The organism is Sphingomonas sp. HITSZ_GF, from assembly GCF_029543155.1.
Taxonomy (GTDB): Bacteria; Pseudomonadota; Alphaproteobacteria; order Sphingomonadales; family Sphingomonadaceae; genus Sphingomonas.
Map to the genome: position 1 here is coordinate 461,751 of NZ_JARQXA010000001.1, position 18,135 is coordinate 479,885.

16 protein-coding genes and 1 tRNA gene are annotated in these 18,135 nt (G+C 66.3%); 6 read left to right on the forward strand and 11 right to left on the reverse strand.

Going from position 1 to position 18,135, the window contains the following annotated elements:
- Positions 1-201: 201 nt before the first annotated feature.
- The 4 genes from P6144_RS02285 to P6144_RS02300 all read right to left on the reverse strand — a co-directional run bounded on the left by P6144_RS02285 (position 202) and on the right by P6144_RS02300 (position 3,598).
- Complete coding sequence (locus tag P6144_RS02285) at positions 202-795, reverse strand: hypothetical protein (RefSeq protein ID WP_277766099.1); 594 nt, start codon at positions 793-795, stop codon at positions 202-204.
- Positions 796-915: 120 nt separating this feature from the next.
- Positions 916-1,428 carry a phosphoribosyltransferase family protein gene (locus tag P6144_RS02290; RefSeq protein WP_277766100.1) on the reverse strand — a complete coding sequence of 171 codons (513 nt, stop codon included), beginning with the start codon at positions 1,426-1,428 and terminating at the stop codon, positions 916-918.
- Positions 1,425-2,441 (reverse strand): adenosine deaminase, encoded by a 1,017-nt coding sequence (locus tag P6144_RS02295; RefSeq protein WP_277766101.1) that lies wholly within the window; start codon positions 2,439-2,441, stop codon positions 1,425-1,427. The genes P6144_RS02290 and P6144_RS02295 overlap by 4 nt, the downstream gene beginning before the upstream one ends.
- 68 nt (positions 2,442-2,509) lie before the next feature.
- Positions 2,510-3,598, reverse strand: a complete 1,089-nt coding sequence (locus P6144_RS02300) for an AraC family transcriptional regulator (protein WP_347275040.1) — start codon at positions 3,596-3,598, stop codon at positions 2,510-2,512.
- Between the two features lie 259 nt (positions 3,599-3,857).
- Between P6144_RS02300 and P6144_RS02305 the strand changes: the two genes are divergently transcribed.
- Positions 3,858-4,595 (forward strand): ATP-binding protein, encoded by a 738-nt coding sequence (locus P6144_RS02305; protein WP_277766102.1) that lies wholly within the window; start codon positions 3,858-3,860, stop codon positions 4,593-4,595.
- 175 nt (positions 4,596-4,770) lie between these two features.
- Here the strand turns inward: P6144_RS02305 and P6144_RS02310 are convergent.
- The 3 genes from P6144_RS02310 to moaA form a co-directional block, all read right to left on the reverse strand.
- Positions 4,771-4,845, reverse strand: a tRNA-Asn gene (locus P6144_RS02310).
- Positions 4,846-4,918: 73 nt separating this feature from the next.
- Positions 4,919-5,689: an NAD kinase gene (locus tag P6144_RS02315; RefSeq protein WP_277766103.1), complete on the reverse strand. Its 771-nt coding sequence runs from the start codon at positions 5,687-5,689 to the stop codon at positions 4,919-4,921.
- Positions 5,686-6,684: a GTP 3',8-cyclase MoaA gene (gene moaA, locus P6144_RS02320; protein WP_277766104.1), complete on the reverse strand. Its 999-nt coding sequence runs from the start codon at positions 6,682-6,684 to the stop codon at positions 5,686-5,688. The genes P6144_RS02315 and moaA overlap by 4 nt, the downstream gene beginning before the upstream one ends.
- 59 nt (positions 6,685-6,743) lie before the next feature.
- Between moaA and P6144_RS02325 the strand changes: the two genes are divergently transcribed.
- Positions 6,744-8,735 carry a bifunctional diguanylate cyclase/phosphodiesterase gene (locus P6144_RS02325; protein ID WP_277766105.1) on the forward strand — a complete coding sequence of 664 codons (1,992 nt, stop codon included), beginning with the start codon at positions 6,744-6,746 and terminating at the stop codon, positions 8,733-8,735.
- The gene (locus P6144_RS02330; RefSeq protein WP_277766106.1) at positions 8,732-9,112 is read left to right on the forward strand and encodes a hypothetical protein; all 381 of its coding nucleotides are present in this window, start codon (positions 8,732-8,734) and stop codon (positions 9,110-9,112) included. The genes P6144_RS02325 and P6144_RS02330 overlap by 4 nt, the downstream gene beginning before the upstream one ends.
- Positions 9,113-9,337: 225 nt before the next feature.
- Here P6144_RS02330 and P6144_RS02335 read toward each other — a convergent pair whose 3' ends face one another.
- From P6144_RS02335 to P6144_RS02345, 3 genes are all read right to left on the reverse strand, one after another.
- Positions 9,338-9,847 (reverse strand): GAF domain-containing protein, encoded by a 510-nt coding sequence (locus P6144_RS02335; protein ID WP_277766107.1) that lies wholly within the window; start codon positions 9,845-9,847, stop codon positions 9,338-9,340.
- A gap of 452 nt (positions 9,848-10,299) precedes the next feature.
- Positions 10,300-13,755, reverse strand: a complete 3,456-nt coding sequence (mfd, locus tag P6144_RS02340; RefSeq protein WP_277766108.1) for a transcription-repair coupling factor — start codon at positions 13,753-13,755, stop codon at positions 10,300-10,302.
- A 114-nt stretch (positions 13,756-13,869) separates the two neighbouring features.
- Positions 13,870-14,136 (reverse strand): succinate dehydrogenase assembly factor 2, encoded by a 267-nt coding sequence (locus P6144_RS02345; RefSeq protein ID WP_277766109.1) that lies wholly within the window; start codon positions 14,134-14,136, stop codon positions 13,870-13,872.
- Positions 14,137-14,318: 182 nt separating this feature from the next.
- On the opposite strand from P6144_RS02345, the gene P6144_RS02350 reads away from it, so the two are divergent.
- The 3 genes from P6144_RS02350 (at position 14,319) to P6144_RS02360 (ending at position 17,721) form a co-directional block, all read left to right on the forward strand.
- On the forward strand, positions 14,319-14,558 hold the full coding sequence (locus tag P6144_RS02350) for a hypothetical protein (protein ID WP_277766110.1): 240 nt from the start codon (positions 14,319-14,321) through the stop codon (positions 14,556-14,558).
- A gap of 33 nt (positions 14,559-14,591) precedes the next feature.
- Complete coding sequence (gene recG / locus P6144_RS02355; RefSeq protein ID WP_277766111.1) at positions 14,592-16,649, forward strand: ATP-dependent DNA helicase RecG; 2,058 nt, start codon at positions 14,592-14,594, stop codon at positions 16,647-16,649.
- A 70-nt stretch (positions 16,650-16,719) separates the two neighbouring features.
- Entirely contained in the window at positions 16,720-17,721 is a 1,002-nt protein-coding gene (locus tag P6144_RS02360; RefSeq protein ID WP_277766112.1) for a DUF2971 domain-containing protein, read from the forward strand.
- A 15-nt stretch (positions 17,722-17,736) separates the two neighbouring features.
- On the opposite strand, the gene P6144_RS02365 is transcribed toward P6144_RS02360, so the two are convergent.
- Positions 17,737-18,057, reverse strand: coding sequence for a PilZ domain-containing protein (locus P6144_RS02365; RefSeq protein ID WP_277766113.1), 321 nt, complete (start codon positions 18,055-18,057; stop codon positions 17,737-17,739).
- Between the last annotated feature and the right edge of the window lie 78 nt (positions 18,058-18,135).

An 18,135-nucleotide genomic window follows, 5' to 3' on the forward strand; every position in this document is an offset into this window, starting at 1 on the left:
GGGGAGGGGGACCAGCGAAGCTGGTGGAGGGGCCGGCGCATTGCGCCGGTCTTTTCGTATCCGCCCCTCCACCACCGGCCTGCGGCCGGCGGTCCCCCTCCCCGAGACAAGCTCGGGGAGGAATTCAGGCAATGAAAAGGGGAGGCGCCACAAGCCCTCCCCCGACCCCTCCCGCAAGCGGGAGGGGAGTTTTGCTTGCGCTTACTTCGGCGCCGGCATCTGGATCGAAGGGCCGAGGCGGGCGACGACTTCGTGCGCGTCGAAGGCGCGGACATTGTCATTCGGCTTCGGGCCCTTGCCCATCACCACTTCGGCCATAGCCTCATATTGGGTGACGGTGCGGTAGTCCCAGTCGCGGTCGCGCCAGAAGGGATCGTCATAGAAGGGGTCCCAGCTGCGCCAGCCCCAGCGCGGGCCGCGATAGAAGCGCCAGGACGGGCTCCAATAGCCCCAGGGGCCGGAGCCCCAGGCGCTGGGCGTGCTGACGATGTCCGTCTTCTTCTCGGTGTCGCGATCGGACAGCACGAAATAGTCGAAGCCCTGCTGGAGCGTGAGCTCGGCAGCGCGATAGAGCAGGTAGCGCTCGACCGTCTCGCGGGCGGTGAGGCTGTTGCCGGCAAAGCTGACGCGGAAGCGGTTGCCCTCGATCTGCTGGTCCGAATAGCCGGCGCGGGCGCTGCCGGAGCCGGTTGCAGGCTGATAGGGCGTTGCCGTCATACAGGCCGACAGCGGGATGCTGCCGGCGAGGACGAGAGCAAGCGCTGCGAACCGGGGGCGCTTGGGAGTTCTCAACATGGTTCCTCCGAACTTAGAATATTGGGCACTGCTATGACGGAACGAACGCGCGCCGGCAGGGATGTGTCCGCGGCGGAGCGTGGCATAAGCGCGATTGACCGTGGGTGAATGAACGCGATTTCATGCAAGGCGTTCAGGAACCTCCATCGCCTCGGCAGCCAGCGTGTCGCGCGGCGCCATCGCCTCCCATGGGAAGACGAACCAGTCCTTGTCGACCGAGCGGTCGATCGTGCGCGCGCGATAGTCGACTTCCTGCGAGGAGCGGACATTGTCGAGCAGCACGGCGAACTTGACGCGGCTGGCAATGGCGCCTTCGTCGGCGAGCGCTGCGCGGATCTCGCCGATCGTGCGGCCGCTGTCGTTGATGTCCTCGACGAAGAGCAGCCGGTCGCCGTCGCGGGTGCGCCGGGCGAGCACCGACACCAATTCCTCGCCGAACTGGGCGATCTTGGTCGAATAGTCGATCGAGACCAGTGGCAGCCCCATCCGGTGCGACAGGAATACCGCCGGCGTCAGCCCGCCGCGGCCGACCCCGACGAGCAGGGTGGGCGTCCACGCCTCGCAGGCTTCGGCGATGGCGTGGATGCCGATCACCATCTCGTCATGGGTGAAGTGGGTGAAGATGATGCTCATGCGTTGGCCTCTGCATAGGCGTCGATCCGGGCGAGATGCGCGGCAACCGCGTCGTCGGGAAGGAACGAGCCAAGAAACGAATTTCGCGCCAGCGTCACCAGGTCACGCTTGCTGAGCGTGCGGCCCTGGGCGATCGCGCGGAAATTGTCGGCGACATAGCCGCCGAAATAGGCCGGGTCGTCGGAATTTACGGTGGCGCGCAGGCCGAGTTCCAGCATCCGGTCGATCGGATGCACGTCGACCGAGGCGACGTTGCACAGCTTCACGTTGGAAAGCGGGCAAACGGTGAGCGTCATCGACGAGCGGGCAAGGCGGGCGACCAGTGCCGGATCCTCGAGGCTGCGATTGCCATGATCGAGCCGATCGACCTGCAGCAGGTCGAGTGCTTCCTCGACATAGGCGGGCGGACCTTCCTCGCCGGCATGGGCGACGCGCTTGAGGCCCATCGCCGCGGCCGCAGCGAAGACGCGCTCGAACTTGGAAGGCGGGTGGCCGACTTCGGATGAATCGAGGCCGACGCCCGCGATCCGGTCTATCCAGGGCTGCGCCTGGGTCAGCGTCTTGAAGGCGTCTTCCTCATCGAGATGGCGCAGGAAACAGAGGATCAGCTTCGAAGTGATGCCCAGCCGTTCCTCGGCCTCGCCCATGCCGGCGAGCAGGCCGTTGGCGACCACGCCGAAGGGAATGCCGCGGTGCGTGTGCGTCTGCGGATCGAAGAAGATTTCGGCATGGACGACGCCGTCTTTCGCGACGCGCTCGAAATAGGCGAGGGCGAGGTCGCGGAAATCCTCCTCGGTGCGCAGCACGTCGGCGCCGGCATAATAGATGTCGAGAAAGTCCTGGAGATTGGAGAATTCATAGGCTGCCCGCACTTCGTCGACCGAGGCGAAGGGGATGGCGACCCCGTTGCGCTGGGCAAAGGCGAACATCTGTTCGGGTTCCAGGCTGCCTTCGATATGAAGATGCAGCTCGGCCTTGGGCAGGCCGGTGATGAAGGCGTCGAGGTCGGTCATCGACGAAGCATCGCAGGCGCGGGGAGGAGTCGCAAGACCGGCCTGGTCTCAGGATGCGGCGCGGGCCCTCACATCGGCCATGCCGGCCGTGAGAGGAAGCCGCTGGCTTCGATCGGGGAGGGACCGCTCGATGCGGAAGGCGGCGCGAAGCCCGGATCGTCATGCGCGGAGCGCCGCCAGGCGCTGGGTGAGATGCCGAACTCGGAGTTGAACCAGCGCGTGAATGCCGCGGGCGAGGTGTAGCCGAGCATCTCGCCGATCGAGGCGAGCGAATGAACGCTGTTGAGCAGGTGACGCACGACCAGTTCGCGGCGCACGCTGTTGAGCACTGCGCTGAACCCGGTGCCTTCCGATTCCAGCTTCCTCTGGAGCGTGCGCGACGCGATGCCGAGATGCCGGGCGACATTGTCTATCGAGCCGTGGCCCGAAGGGAGCAGCACATAGAGCGCGCGACGGGTGCGATCGACCTGGCTGAGCAGCGGCGCCGAGGGCAGCAGCGTCTCGAAATAGCTGTTGGCATAGGCCGCCAGGTTTGACCGGTAGCCGGGGTTGCGCGCCTGGAGCGTCGCACGGCTATAGGCGACGCCGTTCAGGTCGCTGCCGAACATCACCGGGCAACCAAGCACCCGATGATGTACCTCGAGCGACCGCGGTGCTGCGTGCATGAAATGCACGCATTCCGGCCTCCATGCCTCGCCGGCAATCTCGGTGAAGGCGCGCGAGAGGATCGCCCCGACCGCCTCATGCGCCTGGCGCGGCACGAAATCGATGTTGCTGACGATCTGGGTGCGTACCAGCCCCATGTCGCCATGCATTTCGAGGGTGAAGGTCAGCAGGTCGCTGAGCAGGTGCTGGTAGCGGATCAGCGTGCGGATCGCATCTTCCAGCGTCTCCTGCTGCTGCAGCACGAGACTTACCGGGCCCATTGCGGAGAGATCCCTCCGCTCCGCAATCAGCATCGCGAATTGCGGGCAATTGGCCTCCATCGCCGAACGTTCGAGGATCGATGCGATTGCACCACGAGGCAATCGCTCTTCCGGATTTCGCAACTGCGAAGGATTTACACCAGTGTCAGCAAGAATTCGATACGGATCGAGCCCGACTTCCAAGGCGACCGTTACGTAGTTCATCAATATCGCTGCACGTCCCGAGGTCATGCAGGGCCCTCCCCATGCCCGGAATGCATCCGGGACATTCCGAAGCTTATGTAGGTTGACGCCAACTGCCAAGTAGATGGCGTGAATTGCAAAGCAGTTTCCTTCGCGGAGCCCTAAGGGTCGCTCCAGACACCGGTTTCCTTGGGCAGGGGGGCGGGGGCACGGAGAAAATTTAATGGGGTTCGAAGGCGTTTCGGTTGCCAGGCGTAGCGGGCAGGAAGTTGCGCAGCCGCTGTCGATTGTAAGTGATTCGGGTTCGTTGAAGCTCGAAGTGATCGAAATGGACGATTGCGCCCCCAGCGACTCGGCCGCGCGCGCGCGCCTGACCGCAATGAGCGCGATGGCCGCGGCGATGGCGCACGAGCTGAGCCAGCCGCTGACTGCGGCGAGCAACTATATGCAGGGCTGCGCCGCCGTTATCCGCCAACGCATCCACGGGCTGGAACAGTTGCTCGGCTTCATCGAGGATGCCGCGGCACAGACCGCACGCGCGTCGGACATCGTGCTGCGCATGCGGTCTTTCGTGAAGACGGGCCGGATCGACGCGCAACCGGAGTGCCTGGTCGAGATGCTCGACGCGGTAAGCGCCCGGCTGTCGTGCCTCGGCAATGTCGAAGTGGTCCGCGCATTCGAGCCGGGCGCGACCTGCGTGCTCGGTGACCGCATCCAGCTCGAGATGGTGCTTTCCAATCTGCTGCTCAACGCTGCCCAGGCGATGTCGGACAGCAAGGTGCGCCGGATCGCGATTTCGGGCTGGAGCGAGGGCGCGCGCATCCGCATTCGGGTCGCCGACACCGGGCCGGGCGTGCCGCCCGAAATTCGCGAGCATCTGTTCGAGCCGATGGTCAGCACCAAGGTGGATGGCACCGGTCTCGGCCTGGCGATCTCGCAGACGATCGTCGACGCGCATCGCGGCACGCTGACCATCGAGCCGTCCGAGCCCGGCGAAGGCGCCGTGTTCGTCCTCGCGCTGCCGAAGGGCGAGGAACGCTTCTAAAGGTTGCCCCCCAAGAGCGGTCCGTCCCCCCGGACCCTCGAGCCCCGCCCGACCCCCCTCGGGCGGGGCTTTTCGTTACGCGATGTTGGGAAAGGGGCAAGCGCGCGCGGCGGCGCAGGCGTAGGAGAACGGGTGTCTCCACACGGGTAAATCCAAGGATTTCAGTAGTTTGTGGTGGCTCCCTGAGTAGGATTCGAACCTACGGCCGCTCGATTAACAGTCGAGAGCTCTACCGCTGAGCTATCAGGGATCACCATCTCTCCGCTGGGCTGTGCCGCGGCGGAGGCGGCCCTATGCAGCGGGTTTTCTGGAATTGCAAGGGGTCAGGCGACGAATTGTTCCATCGTTATGCGATCGTCCAGCGCATGCTCTGGATCGAAGAGCAAGGTGAGGTCGCGGTGATGGTCGATTTCGATATCGACCCGCGCGACGTCGCGCACTTCGCGCTGGTCCGCCACCGCGCTGACCGGGCGCTTGTCGGCCTCGAGCACGCGAATCGCGATGCGTGCCTTGTCGGGCAGGATCGCGCCGCGCCACCGTCGCGGACGGAACGGGCTGATCGGCGTCATCGCCAGCATCGCCGAACCGAGCGGCAGGATCGGGCCCTGCACCGAGAGGTTATAGGCGGTGGAGCCGGCGGGGGTCGCGATGAGCATCCCGTCACACACAAGCTCGGGCAGCACGATGCGATCGTTGACTGTGATCTCCAGCTTCGCGGTCTGGCGGGTTTCGCGCAGAAACGAGACTTCGTTGATCGCCGGCAGCTCGAAGCGTTCCCCCACCGCATTGACCGCATTCATCTTGAGCGGGCTCACCTTGAACGGCTTGGCACGGGCGAGCCGCTCGTCGAGCCCTTCGCGACGCCAGTCGTTCATCAGGAAGCCGATCGTGCCGAGGTTCATTCCGAACACGGGAATGTTGCGGCGATTCTCCAGCAGCATGTGCAGCGTCTGGAGCATGAAGCCGTCGCCGCCCAACGCGACGATCGAATCTGCCTGATCGACAGACACCCAGTCATACGCCGCGCGCAGCTCCTCGGCGGCAAGCTGGGCGGGTTCGGTTGGCGAGGCGACGAGCGCGCGCAGCTGACTCATCCGCCGGTTACGCTCATATGGCGGCGCGTAGCAGGCGCGGCGCCGGTGGCAATGCGGAAGGCGTGGCGTGCGGGCTTGATCGCCAGCGCACCGTCGATCGCCTGGTCGAGGCCGGTGGGCCCGTCGACGCGCAAGGCTGTCTTCAGATCGACACCCTCGTCATGGCCGAGGCACATATAGAGCTTTCCATCGGTAGCGAGGCGGACACGGTTGCATCCGTCGCAGAAATTGGCGCTGAGCGGCGTGATCAGGCCCAGCCGCGTCGCGGTGCCGGCGACGCGCCAGTAGCGCGCGGGGCCGCCGGTGCGGTGCGTGTCGGGAATCAGATCAAAACTTTGCTTGAGATCGGCGAGCACGCCGGTGAGCGGAAGGAAGCGATCTTCACGATTTTCGTCCACATCGCCAAGCGGCATCGTCTCGATCAGGGTGAGGTCCATGCCCTGCGAGGCTGCCCAGGCGAGCATCGGGGCGATTTCGGCCTCGTTCAGGCCCTTGAGCGCGACCATGTTGAGCTTCACCGCCAGCCCGGCCGCCTGCGCGGCTTCGATACCGGCCAGCACCTTCGCCACATCGCCATGGCGAGTGATGTGGCGGAACCTCTCGGGATCGCGGCTGTCGAGGCTGACATTGACGCGGCGCACCCCGGCCTCGCGCAGCGCCGCGGCATGCTCGGCAAGGCGCGTGCCGTTGGTGGTGAGGGTGATCTCGTCGAGCCCGCCGCCCAGATGGCGCGCGATACGGCGGATGAGGTCCAGCGTGTCGCTGCGCACCAGCGGCTCGCCGCCGGTGAGGCGGATCTTGCGCACCCCGCGCGCAACGAAGCGGTCGGCGATCAGCGCCAGCTCGTCGAGGCTGAGCAGCGCGGCACGCGGCAGGAACGTCATCGTCTCGGACATGCAGTAGCGGCAGCGCAGGTCGCAGCGATCCGTGACCGAAATGCGCAAATAGTGGATCGCGCGGCCATGGGCGTCGATCAAGGCGGGCGCGGCTGCCATGTGGGACGAGTTACGCATGATGATAGCGGTGGGCAAGCGTTCGCGTTATCGAGGGCGGAATGTCTGAAGATTTCACAGTCATCGAAAGCACCAACAGCGCGAATGCAGACGCGGCTCCGGTGTTCGTCCTCAGCTTTCGCCAGCGCGACGAAGTCGCGGCGGCGGCAGCGGGCGGCGGCTGGCGCGTGGTGGCGGCGCGGCGTTCGGATGCGCTCGAACGGCGCTTCCTGGCGAGCGGTGCCGCAGTCGCGGTGATCGACGCGCGCGGCGCGCTTTCCGAGGGAATGGACGCCGCCAAGGTGCTGGGCCCGACGATCGAGGGACATGGCGCGGCGATGCTGATCCTCGTCTCGCAGAGCGACACGGTGCACATGCGCCATTTCTTCGACGCAGGCGCGACGCATTTCCTGTCGAGCCCGATGTCCTCCGCGGCGATGGCGCATGCGATCCGCTTCGCCCAGCGCCATGTCGAGCGGCTGGCCGGCTGGAACGGGCAGGAGAAGGGGCCGCCCGAGCCGCTGGGCTGGCGCTTCGATCCGGCGATGCGATCGCTGCAGCTCACCCCGGCGCTGGCCGGCCTGCTCGGCTTGCCCGAGGCGCCGGGCACGCGGGCCTTTTTCGCCCGGCTCGATTCGGCGGATCGCGGGCTGGCGCGCAGCGCGCTGCGCCGGCTCAATGCCGAGACGCCGTCGACTGCCTTCGCCCACGACCTGACCGGGGTGGGACGGGTGGTGCAGCATCTGCAATATGATGCGCAGACCAACCGCCTCCATGCACTCGTCGAGGCGCTGGGCGTCGCGCCCGACGCCAATGCCGCGGTGCGCGACGCGCTGACCGGCGCGCGCGACGGGCCAAGCGCGCGCCGCTGGATCGACCGGCGGCTGGCCGAGGGCGGCGCGATCGGGATCGTGCTGATCGGGCTGACGCGATTCGAGACCGTGAACACCGCCTATGGCCGGGCCGCGGGCGACGAGCTGCTGCGCAGCGTCTCGCGCCGCGTCGGCGAAGTGGCGCGGGACCTGCTGGGCAAGGGGGCGATCATCGCGCGGATCGGTGGATCGGAATTCCTGGTCGCCAGTGACGACGCCGACGCCGCGAAGATCGCCACCGCGGCGGCCCGCCTGGAAGATGCGCTGGCGCGGCCCTTCGTCGCGGGCGGCGACATCGCGCCGCTCGGCGCACGACTGGTGACGGGGGCGAGCCAGCCGGGGGACAATGCCGCGGGGCTGCTCCGCCGGGCGAGCGAGGCGCTGCTGGGCGACGTGCCGCTCGAAAAGGGTGCGCCGCCAGTCGACGTGCTGGTCGACAGCCTGCACCGGGCGCTGGAACGCAGCGAGATCGGCGTGCTGTTCCAGCCGCAGGTGTCGATCGCGACCGGGCAGATCATCGGCGTCGAGGCGCTGGCGCGCTGGAACCATCCCGAGTTCGGCGAGCTGGGTGCCGAGACGCTGTTCGCCGCGGCCGAGCGCGCCGGGCTCGATGCGACCTTGTCCGATCATGTGCAGCGCCGTGCGCTGGCGGCCGCGTCCAACTGGCCGATGTCCCTCAGCAAGCTCCGGCTCTCGATCAACGTCACTGCGGCGGATGTTGCCCGACCGGGCTTTGTCGACGCGCTGCTCGGCCGGATCGACACGAGCAACTTCCCCCGCACCCGGCTGACGGTGGAGATCACCGAGAGCGGCATCATGTCGGATCTGGGCGAGGCCGCGCGGCTGCTCACCATGCTGCGCGCCGCGGGCTGCCGGGTGGCGATCGACGATTTCGGCACCGGCTATTCGAGCCTTGCCTATCTGAAGGCGCTGCCGCTCGACTATCTGAAGATCGACAAGAAGCTTTCGCAGGACATCACCGGATCGCACCGCGACCGCGTGGTGGTGCGCGGGGTGATCGACATGGCGCGCTCGCTCGGCCTGTCCGTGGTCGCCGAAGGCGTGGAGACGACCGAGCAGCTCGACCTGCTGGCCAAGGAAGGCTGCCAGTATTTCCAGGGCTTCCTCTGCTCGGCGCCGGTCGACGTGCCGGCGCTTGCCCAGCTGGTGAGCCGCGCATGAGCGACCCGCGTGACGTGAGCGGCGTGTGGTATGGCCGCTATGTCAGTGCCTCCGGCAGGCAGGACAGCGGCTTCATCGCGATGTTCGAAGAAGCGGGGGGTGTCTTTTCCGGCAGCATCAGCGAGCCGGACGAAGGCGGCGGGGTGCGCCGCGCCACGGTCGCCGGGCGGCGAAACGGCTCGCAGATTCAGTTCGTGAAGCAGTATCACGGCCGCTGGAAGCATGCCGTCTTCTACGAAGGCAGCCTGGACGATCAGGGCACCCAGGCGAGCGGCAACTGGACGGTCGAGACGGTGCATGGCGGTTTCGACATGCAGCGCGAGAAGTTCACGATCGAGGAACTCGAAGACGAGATCGAGGCACGGCTGGAGCTTTAGGGCTTTGCGAACAAATCTCCGTCATCCCCGCGAAGGCGGGGATCCAGAGCCAAATGTGGAAACGCGCTCGGCAAGCGCGCGTGGCTCCGGCCGCTATTCAGCTCGATTGCTTTGCTATCCCGAACCACCCTGGATCCCCGCCTTCGCGGGGATGAAGACAGGGGCGCGGGATGACGAGGGGCGCGCGGGATGACGAGAAGGGTGCGCGGATGATGGGCAGGGGAGCTAGGCCGGATCGGCGCCCCGGCCTTCGGTGACGCGGCCGAGCGTGACCCCGGCATAGCGCGCCAGGCTGGCGAGCAGCGCGGAGGCGCCGGGATCGATCGTCCCCGACTTCGCCCAATAGGCGCCCATCGCCATGCTGGGTCCCATCAACCCGATCGGATACATCGCCATGCTGCGCACGAAGGTGGGTTCATAGGCGTCGATCGGCACGCGCGGATCGTCATAGATGTCGGGGATGTGAATCGGCCGCGCTTCGAGGATGGCGAGCCCGGAGATGCAATTCTCGATCGGGAAGTCCGCCCCGGCCCAGAGCGGCGTCAGTGCATCCTCGGCGATATAGGCGACGCGGTTGCCCTGGCGGCGGATAACGGTGATGCCGTCGGCGCGCGCGATCGTACGCGCGCATACGCGCAGGATGTCGATGATCTCCTCGATCGAGCCGGCACGCGACAGGCGCGCCATCGCTTCGGTCAACAGCCGGCGCTGCTCGAAACTATCCGGCTGATCCAAGCGCTGCTCCCCGCGCGCAGACCCCTTGAGAGTCCCGCCCATTTCCACAACATCCGTCACGGCCAGATACGCAGCCTTGCTCTTGTTATTACAACAGGAAATGGCGCCAGATCGGTGATGCAAAAACGCCCGGGACGACTCAAGATCGCCCGTGCTCCTCTACGCACTGCGACCATGGGCATCACGCCGATCAGGAACATTTCTGCGGATATCCTGAACCCGATCGCTTTTTCGGCAATTACGCAAAAATACCGGGGACGCCGTTAACCCCGAAATCCGGGGGCGGGCAGCCTGAGCCCGTTGCTCCCCGGCGAAAGTCGGGGTCCAGTTGCAATTTCGTTCGTGAGGTACGCGCGCCCAACCGGCTGCGCCGAGACTGGACCCCGGCGTTCGCCGGGGAACAGAAATCGGTGAATGTCGATACAGCCTGGTTCAATTCGGAGCCTGCTATCTCAGCCCGCTGCCTTGGCAAGCCCGCGGGAGAGCTGGAGCGCGCCGTTCAGCCGGGCCTGTGGCGTGGCCCAGGCGCGGGTGATCACCAGCTTCATGTCCGGGCGAAGCTTCGCGGTGCCTTCCAGCTTGTCGACATAGGCGAGCAGCCCTTCGACGTTCGGGAACTTGTCGTCGTGGAAGCTGACCAGCGCCCCCTTGGGGCCGACATCCAGCTTGGCGATGCACGCCTTCTTGGCGTTGAGCTTGGCCTCGATCAGGGTGATCAGATTCTCGGTCGCCTCGGGCAGCTTGCCGAACCGGTCGATCAGCTCGGCGGCGAAGGCTTCGATGCCGCGGCGGTCCTCAACTTCGTTGAGGCGGCGATAGAGGCCCATGCGCAGGTCGAGATCGGGGACATAGTCCTCCGGGATCATGATCGGCGCATCGACGGTGATCTGGGGCGACAGGTCGCGCGGGCGCTCGTCGCGCAGGCCGCCAGCCTTGGCGTCGAGGATCGCTTCCTCGAGCATCGACTGGTAGAGTTCGTAGCCGACTTCCTTGATGTGGCCCGACTGCTCGTCGCCCAGCAGATTGCCGGCACCGCGGATGTCGAGGTCGTGCGACGCGAGCTGGAAGCCGGCGCCGAGCGATTCGAGATCGGACAGCACCTTGAGCCGCTTCTCCGCCGCATCGGTCATCAGCCGCTGAGCCGGCGTGGTCATATAGGCATAGGCGCGGGTCTTGGAGCGCCCGACGCGGCCGCGCAGCTGGTAGAGCTGGGCGAGGCCGAACTTGTCCGCCCGGTTGATGATCAGCGTGTTGGCCGAAGGGATGTCGATGCCGGACTCGATGATCGTCGTCGAGACGAGCAGGTCGTATTTGCGATCGTAGAAGGCGGACATCCGCTCCTCGACCTCGGTCGGCGTCATCTGGCCGTGCGCGACGACATAGGAGATCTCGGGCACGTCGTTGCGGAGGAACTCCTCGATCTCGGGCAAGTCCGAGATGCGCGGCGTAACGAAATAGGCCTGGCCGCCGCGATAATGTTCCCGAAGGAGAGCCTCGCGCAGGACGACCGGGTCCCAGGGCATCACATAGGTGCGCACCGCGAGGCGATCGACCGGCGGGGTCTGGATCACGCTCAGCTCGCGCAGGCCCGACATCGCCATCTGGAGGGTGCGCGGGATCGGGGTGGCGGTGAGGGTGAGGACATGGACGTCCGCCTTCATCGCCTTGAGCCGCTCCTTGTGGGTGACGCCGAAGCGCTGTTCCTCGTCGACGATGACGAGGCCGAGGCGCTTGAACTCGACGCCCTTGGCGAGGACCGCATGCGTGCCGACGACGATGTCGATCGTGCCGTCGGCGGCGCCGTCCTTCGTTGCCTTCATCTCGGCGGCGCCGACGAGGCGCGAGAGGCGGCCGACCTTGATCGGGAACCCTTCGAAACGCTGGGTGAAGTTGTTGAAGTGCTGGCGGGCGAGCAGGGTGGTCGGGCAGACCACCGCGACCTGCATCCCGGCCATCGCCGCGACGAAGGCGGCACGCAGCGCGACCTCGGTCTTGCCGAAGCCGACATCGCCGACGATGAGCCGGTCCATCGGGCGGCCCGCGGCGAGATCCTCGAGCACGTCGCCGATCGCGCGGTCCTGATCGTCGGTTTCCTCATAGGGGAAGCGATCGACAAAGGCGGGGTAGCCGCCCGCATCGGGCTCGGCGATTTCGGCGGGGCGAGTGGCGCGCTTGGCCGCGGTGGCGATGAGCTCGCCCGCGATCTCGCGGATCCGCTCCTTCATCCGGCTCTTGCGCCGCTGCCACGCCTCGCCGCCCAGCCGGTCGAGCGCGGCACCTTCCTCGCCCGCGCCGTAGCGGCTCAGGACCTCGAGATTCTCGACGGGGACGTAGAGCTTGTCGCCACCGGCATAGCTGAGCGCGACGCAGTCGTGCGGCGCCTTCTGCACCGGAATCTGGGTGAGCCCCTCGTACCGGCCGATGCCGTGATCGACATGGACGACCAGGTCGCCCGGCGAGAGCGTCGCCAGTTCGTTGAGGAACGCGTCGGTCGACTTGCGGCGCTTGGCGCGGCGGACCAGGCGATCGCCGAGCATGTCCTGCTCTGTGAGCACGGCGACGTCGGGCGCGGAGAAGCCGTGATCGAGCGGCAGCACGATCATCGCGACGGCGCTGTCGGCGATGCCCATGGCCTCGTGCCAGCTCTCCGCCTTGCGCGCGGTCTTGAGCCCGTGATCGGCGAGCAACCCGGTCAGCCGCTCGCGCGCACCGCCCGAATAGCTGGCGAGGATCGGCTTCTTGCCCGCCTTGCGGAACTTGGCGATGTGCTCGACCACGGCTTCATAGACGTTGGTGTTCGCCGCGCGCTCGGGTGCGAAGTCGCGCGGGCCATCGACGTTGAAGTCGAGCACCGTTGCGCTTTCGGGCTCGTGGAAGGGCGTGGCGGTGTGGGCGGGCCAGTCGGCCAGCCGCTTCTCCCACTCGCTCGCCACCAGATAGAGCGCATCGGCGGCGAGCGGGCGATAGCTGCCCGGATCGGCCGACTGGGCACGGACGCGGTTCGACTGATAGTCCGCGATCGCCTCGAAGCGGGCCTCGGCGGCGCCGGCATCGCCCGCGTCGCGGATCAGGATCGCGTCGTCGGGGAGATGTTCGAACAGCGTTTCGAGGCGATCCTCGAACAAGGGCAGCCAATGCTCCATGCCGGCGAGGCGGCGGCCGTCGCTGATCGCCTGGTAGAGCGGATCGCCGGTGGCGGTGGCGCCGAACTTCTCACGATACCGGGTGCGGAAGCGCTTGACCGACTCCTCGTCGAGCAGCGCTTCGGAGGCGGGGAGCAGGGTGAAGCCGTCGATCCGGCCGGTGGTGCGCTGGTCGGCGGGATCGAAGGTGCGGACGGATTCGATCTCGTCTCCAAAGAAATCGAGACGCAGCGCCTGCTCGGCGCCACTTGGGAACAGATCGACCAGGCCGCCGCGCACCGCGAACTCGCCGGCATCGTTGACCGTGTCGACGCGGACATAGCCGTTGGCCTGGAGCAGGGTGGAGAGCCGGTTGAGGCTGATCCGCTCGTTCGGCGCCAGCCGGGCGACGAGCTGGCGGATGCGGAAGGGCGTGAGGGTGCGCTGGGTGGCGGCGTTGACCGTGGTGACCAGCAGGCGCGGCTTGTCGCCGGGCGCCTGGAGCGCGTGCAGCGTGGCGAGCCGCTCGGCCATGACGCGCAGCGTGGGGCTGGCGCGGTCATAGGGAAGGCAGTCCCAGGCGGGGAAGCTCAGGACCTCGAGCTCGGGCGCGAAATAGGGCGCGGTCCCGGCCACCGCGCGCATCGCCGCCTCGTCGGGCGCGACGAACACCGCCATCCGCCCGGTGCGCGCCAGATCGGCGAGCATCCAGGGAAGGAAGCCGGCGGGGGCGCCCGACAGGGTGAGGGGCTTTTGGGCGGAGAGGATGGTCTTGAGGTCGGGCATCTTGGCTCAGCTAAAGCCCTCTCCCCATCGGGGAGAGGGTTGGGAGAGGGGCAGGAGAGGAGAGTGCGCCGCACTTCCCCTCTCCCCGGCCCTCTCCCCGTAGGGGAGAGGGAGTTATCTGGAAATCGGCACGTAGTTCAGCGCCTTGAGGGCAGTCATCACGGTTCCGGCATAGCGCGGCGGCACGGGCGCGACGCCCATCGCCCAGGCCATGATGTCGACGTCCTGCTCCTCGAGCAGTTCCTCGAACAGGTCCATCTCGGTCTCGCTCCAGCCGGCGCCGTGCTTGTCGAAAAAGCCGCCGATCAGCAGATCGGCCTCCTTCACGCCGCGGTGCCAGGCGCGGAAGCGCAGGCGCTTGAGACGGATTTCGCGGTCCATTCGGGTCCTCAACGGCAATTGGCCGGCAGCGCGAAAATGCGCAGTCGGCGGAGGGAAAATGTGCGCTCCAGATAGGTCGCCGGGCGCCGGAAAGCCAGCCCACAACTTAATCGCGCGAACACATCCGCTGCGCCCGCAATCTTCCTATGATGGAAGACAGTCTGCGTAGAGGTCGGCCAAAAATGCGTTTCGTGATGCTGAAATCGATCAACGGCGATCCGATGCTGGTGAACATCGAGTCGGTGCGCACCGTCTCGACGATCAACATGGCCGGCGACGATGTCGGCGTGCTTTCCTTCGACGGTGCGCATGAAGTGGTGGTCGGCTCGTCGGTCAGCGAGGTCCATGCCGCGATCGAGGCCGCCGGCCAGGCCGTGGCGCCCGCGCGCAGCTTCGCCCCCGAACCGCTGCGCACCCTCTAGCGGCGCGCCGGAGCAGGGGCTAGTTCGGGCTGGATGCGGCCCGATATGCTCAACCCGCTCTTCGCCGAAGTCACCGCGCTCAAGGGCATTGGCGCGGCGCTCGCCAAGCCGCTCGAGCGGCTCGGGCTGGCGCGCGTCGTCGACGTCGCCTTCCATCTCCCCACCGGCTTCATCGACCGGATCCCGCGCGACGAACTCATGGCCTCCGATGTCGGCCGGGTCATCGCGATCGAGCTGACCGCGGCCAATTACCGCTTCGGCGGCAGCGCCCGCTCGCCCGCCCGCGTGCAGGCGGTGGACGCGCACGGCAACTTCGTCAGCCTCGTCTTCTTCGGCGGCAATTCGGGCTGGGCCAAGAAGCTGCTGCCGCTCAACGAGAAGCGCTGGGTCTCCGGCCGGCTCGACCAGTACGGCCAGGAGCTCCAGATCGTCCACCCCGAGGTCGCCGTGCCCGAAGAGGCCGATGGCGGCGGGCGCGAGGCGATCTATCCCTGCTCCGAAGGCATCACCTCGAAGCGGATCGCGGCGCTGGCCGCCCAGGCGATCGAGCGCGCCCCCGACCTGCCCGAATGGATCGAGCCGAGCCTGAAGGACCGCCACCAATGGCCGGGCTGGAAGGAAGCGCTGGCGCGCATCCACGCCGATCCCGCCGACGCCAAGGCGCGCGAGCGGCTCGCCTATGACGAAGTCTTCGCCAACCAGCTCGCGCTGATGCTGGTGCGCGGCGAGGCGCGGGCCAAGCGCGGGCGTTCGCTGCAGGGCGACGGGCGGCTGCGCGACAAGCTCCAGCTCCCCTACACGCCCACCGGCGCCCAAACGCGGACGATCGGCGAGATCGAAGGCGATATGGCGCAGAGCCAGCCGATGCTCCGACTGCTCCAGGGCGATGTCGGCGCGGGCAAGACGCTGGTGGCGACGATGGCGCTGCTGATCGCCGCCGAGGCCGGCGCGCAGGGCGCGATGCTGGCGCCCACCGAGATTCTGGCGCGCCAGCATTACGAGAATCTCTCGCGGATGCTCGCCGGGCTCGACGTGCGGATCGCGATCCTCACCGGGCGCGACAAGGGCAAGGCCCGCGAGGCGACGCTGATGGGACTCGCGGCGGGCGAGATCGACATATTGGTCGGCACGCATGCGATCTTCCAGCAGGGCGTGACCTATCGCGACCTCGGGCTGGTGGTGGTCGACGAGCAGCACCGCTTCGGCGTGGCCGAGCGGCTGATGCTCCAGGCCAAGGCGCAGGTGCCGCCGCATCTCCTCGTCATGACCGCCACGCCGATCCCGCGCACGCTCCAGCTCGCCTCGCACGGCGAGATGGACGTGAGCCGGCTCGACGAGATGCCGCCGGGCCGCCAGCCGATCCAGACGACGGTGATCGCCGAGGACAAGTTGGACGCCGTGGTCGCCGGGCTGGGGCGGCATCTGGAGGCGGGCAAGCAGGCCTATTGGGTGTGCCCGCTGGTCGAGGAGAGCGAGAAGACCGACCTTGCCGCCGCCGAGCATCGCGCCGCGACGCTGACCGCGAAATTCGGCGCCAAGGTCGGGCTGGTCCATGGTCGGATGAAGGGGCCGGAGAAGGACGCGGTGATGGCGCGCTTTGCCAGTGGCGAGCTGGGTGTGCTGGTGGCGACGACAGTGATCGAAGTCGGCGTCGACGTGCCCAACGCCACGCTGATCGTGATCGAGGCGGCGGACCGGTTCGGCCTCGCACAGCTCCACCAGCTGCGCGGGCGCGTGGGGCGGGGCGGCGGGCAGTCGCACTGCATCCTGCTGCGTGGGGAGAAATTGAGTGAGACGTCGCGCGCGCGGCTGGCGCTGATGCGCGACACCACCGACGGCTTCCTGATCGCCGAGCGCGACCTGGAACTGCGCGGCGCGGGCGAGATCCTCGGCACCCGCCAATCGGGCGAGCAGACCTTCCGGCTGGCAACGCCCGAGAGCCTGGCGACGCTGATCGCGGCGGCGAATGGGGATGCGCGGCTGCTCGAGGACCAGGACCGGAGGCTGAACACGCCGCGCGGCGAGGCGGCGCGGGTGGCGCTGTATCTGTTCGAGCGGGATGCGGCGGTTAGTTTGCTTAGGGCGGGGTGACGAAGACCCTGTTTCATAAAGAGATTTTGCAATTCGATGATTGCCTCTCGGCAGGCTAGGAAGGGGCGGAATGGCGCTTGCAGAGATGAATGAAGAGGAGCTGATCCAGCGGCTGGGACCTGTATTCCAGCCGTACGCCGCTCGTAAAATCGCAGAAGCCCGGAATACTGGACAGAGGTTTGTTCACTACACCAGTTGTGATGCCGCAATCTCGATTATCGAGAATAACTCAATGTGGCTCCGCAATGCCACTCTCATGAACGACTTCTCGGAGATACAGCACGGCCTCGGCTGTCTACGGGCATATTGGCAAACTGAGCGGGGCGAAACCCTCAGGCAGGCAATCGCAGCGATCAATCCTCAAGGGGTAGATGCCCTCGTTACGGCCTTCGATTCCAACGTATTCAATCTACTTAACAACACCTTCCTGATTTCGGTTTCAGAGCATGATCCGTCGGAAGACGAGTTTGGTAGATTGTCGATGTGGAGAGCTTATGGGCAGAGAACCGGCGCGGCTCTGGTTTTCAACAATGGTCCTATCCTCTCGCCTACGAACGCGATTTCGGCAGTTTCCATCCCCGTCATGTACGCTTTCTCTGAGGGGTTTGCCGATCACATGGATGAGATCGCGGCTAAACTCGTCGATGAAGGCGACCTACTGCGCGAGATAGAAGCTGCTCAGCTGGCCCATGACGGCAGGAGTTTGATTAGCGAGAACATGGAGCAGGTGTTCAGACATGCCTGTGTTGCTACAAAGCACCCGGGCTTTCGTGAGGAGCGCGAGTGGCGGGTCGTCTATCAGCCCGGGCTTAACCCGACGCAACCGGATCGGATTGCCCCTGCCACTTGCACGCTAGGTGGCATCCCGCAAAACATCCACAAGCTCTTTTTCCAGAATTATCCTGACGAAGGATTTGTTGGGGCAACGCTACCCGAGATACTTAGCCGGGTTATCATAGGGCCGACCGCTCATCCCTACGTTGTATTCACTCGTATGTTTGACGCCCTTCAAGCGAAAGGCGTTGATACCAATAACCTGCTGATAAATTCGCACATCCCATTGAGGCACTAACTGCCGAAACCGGCTCTACTTCGCCTTCACCATCGTCGAGATCAGCTCGTAATAGCTTGCCAGGTCGATCGCGCGTTCGAACTGGCAGCCGAGGCGGCCGCCCAGGGCCCAGCGGACTTCGGCGACCACGGTGCCGGCATGGGGGAGCGCCACGCGGATGCGGTCGCCGGTCTCGAGCGGGTCGTCGCAGCGGGCCATCAGGCCGTGCGGCGAGATGTTGACGATGATGAAGCCGAGCTGCTTTGCGTCCGGGCCGAATGCGCGTGCGCGGTAATAGACGTCTTCACGCCCTTCCCGACGGGGATCCGAATAAGCCAGATTCGATCCAAAACTCACGCACGGCCTCATGAAACGCTTGAGGTACGTATGCGGTGATAACGCTACCGCGTGAATCCTGTTGCAACGAAGCTGCTT

Excerpts from the sequence above, each read along its gene's own strand:
- P6144_RS02350 (WP_277766110.1), top strand. The coding sequence starts at position 14,319 with ATGCGTTTCGTGATGCTGAAATCGATCAACGGCGATCCGATGCTGGTG.
- P6144_RS02345 (WP_277766109.1), bottom strand. The coding sequence starts at position 14,136 with ATGGACCGCGAAATCCGTCTCAAGCGCCTGCGCTTCCGCGCCTGGCAC.
- P6144_RS02295 (WP_277766101.1), bottom strand. The coding sequence starts at position 2,441 with ATGACCGACCTCGACGCCTTCATCACCGGCCTGCCCAAGGCCGAGCTG.
- recG (WP_277766111.1), top strand. The coding sequence starts at position 14,592 with ATGCGGCCCGATATGCTCAACCCGCTCTTCGCCGAAGTCACCGCGCTC.
- P6144_RS02325 (WP_277766105.1), top strand. The coding sequence starts at position 6,744 with ATGTCTGAAGATTTCACAGTCATCGAAAGCACCAACAGCGCGAATGCA.
- P6144_RS02300 (WP_347275040.1), bottom strand. The coding sequence starts at position 3,598 with ATGACCTCGGGACGTGCAGCGATATTGATGAACTACGTAACGGTCGCC.
- P6144_RS02330 (WP_277766106.1), top strand. The coding sequence starts at position 8,732 with ATGAGCGACCCGCGTGACGTGAGCGGCGTGTGGTATGGCCGCTATGTC.
- moaA (WP_277766104.1), bottom strand. The coding sequence starts at position 6,684 with ATGGCAGCCGCGCCCGCCTTGATCGACGCCCATGGCCGCGCGATCCAC.
- mfd (WP_277766108.1), bottom strand. The coding sequence starts at position 13,755 with ATGCCCGACCTCAAGACCATCCTCTCCGCCCAAAAGCCCCTCACCCTG.
- P6144_RS02360 (WP_277766112.1), top strand. The coding sequence starts at position 16,720 with ATGGCGCTTGCAGAGATGAATGAAGAGGAGCTGATCCAGCGGCTGGGA.
- P6144_RS02315 (WP_277766103.1), bottom strand. The coding sequence starts at position 5,689 with ATGAGTCAGCTGCGCGCGCTCGTCGCCTCGCCAACCGAACCCGCCCAG.
- P6144_RS02290 (WP_277766100.1), bottom strand. The coding sequence starts at position 1,428 with ATGAGCATCATCTTCACCCACTTCACCCATGACGAGATGGTGATCGGC.
- P6144_RS02285 (WP_277766099.1), bottom strand. The coding sequence starts at position 795 with ATGTTGAGAACTCCCAAGCGCCCCCGGTTCGCAGCGCTTGCTCTCGTC.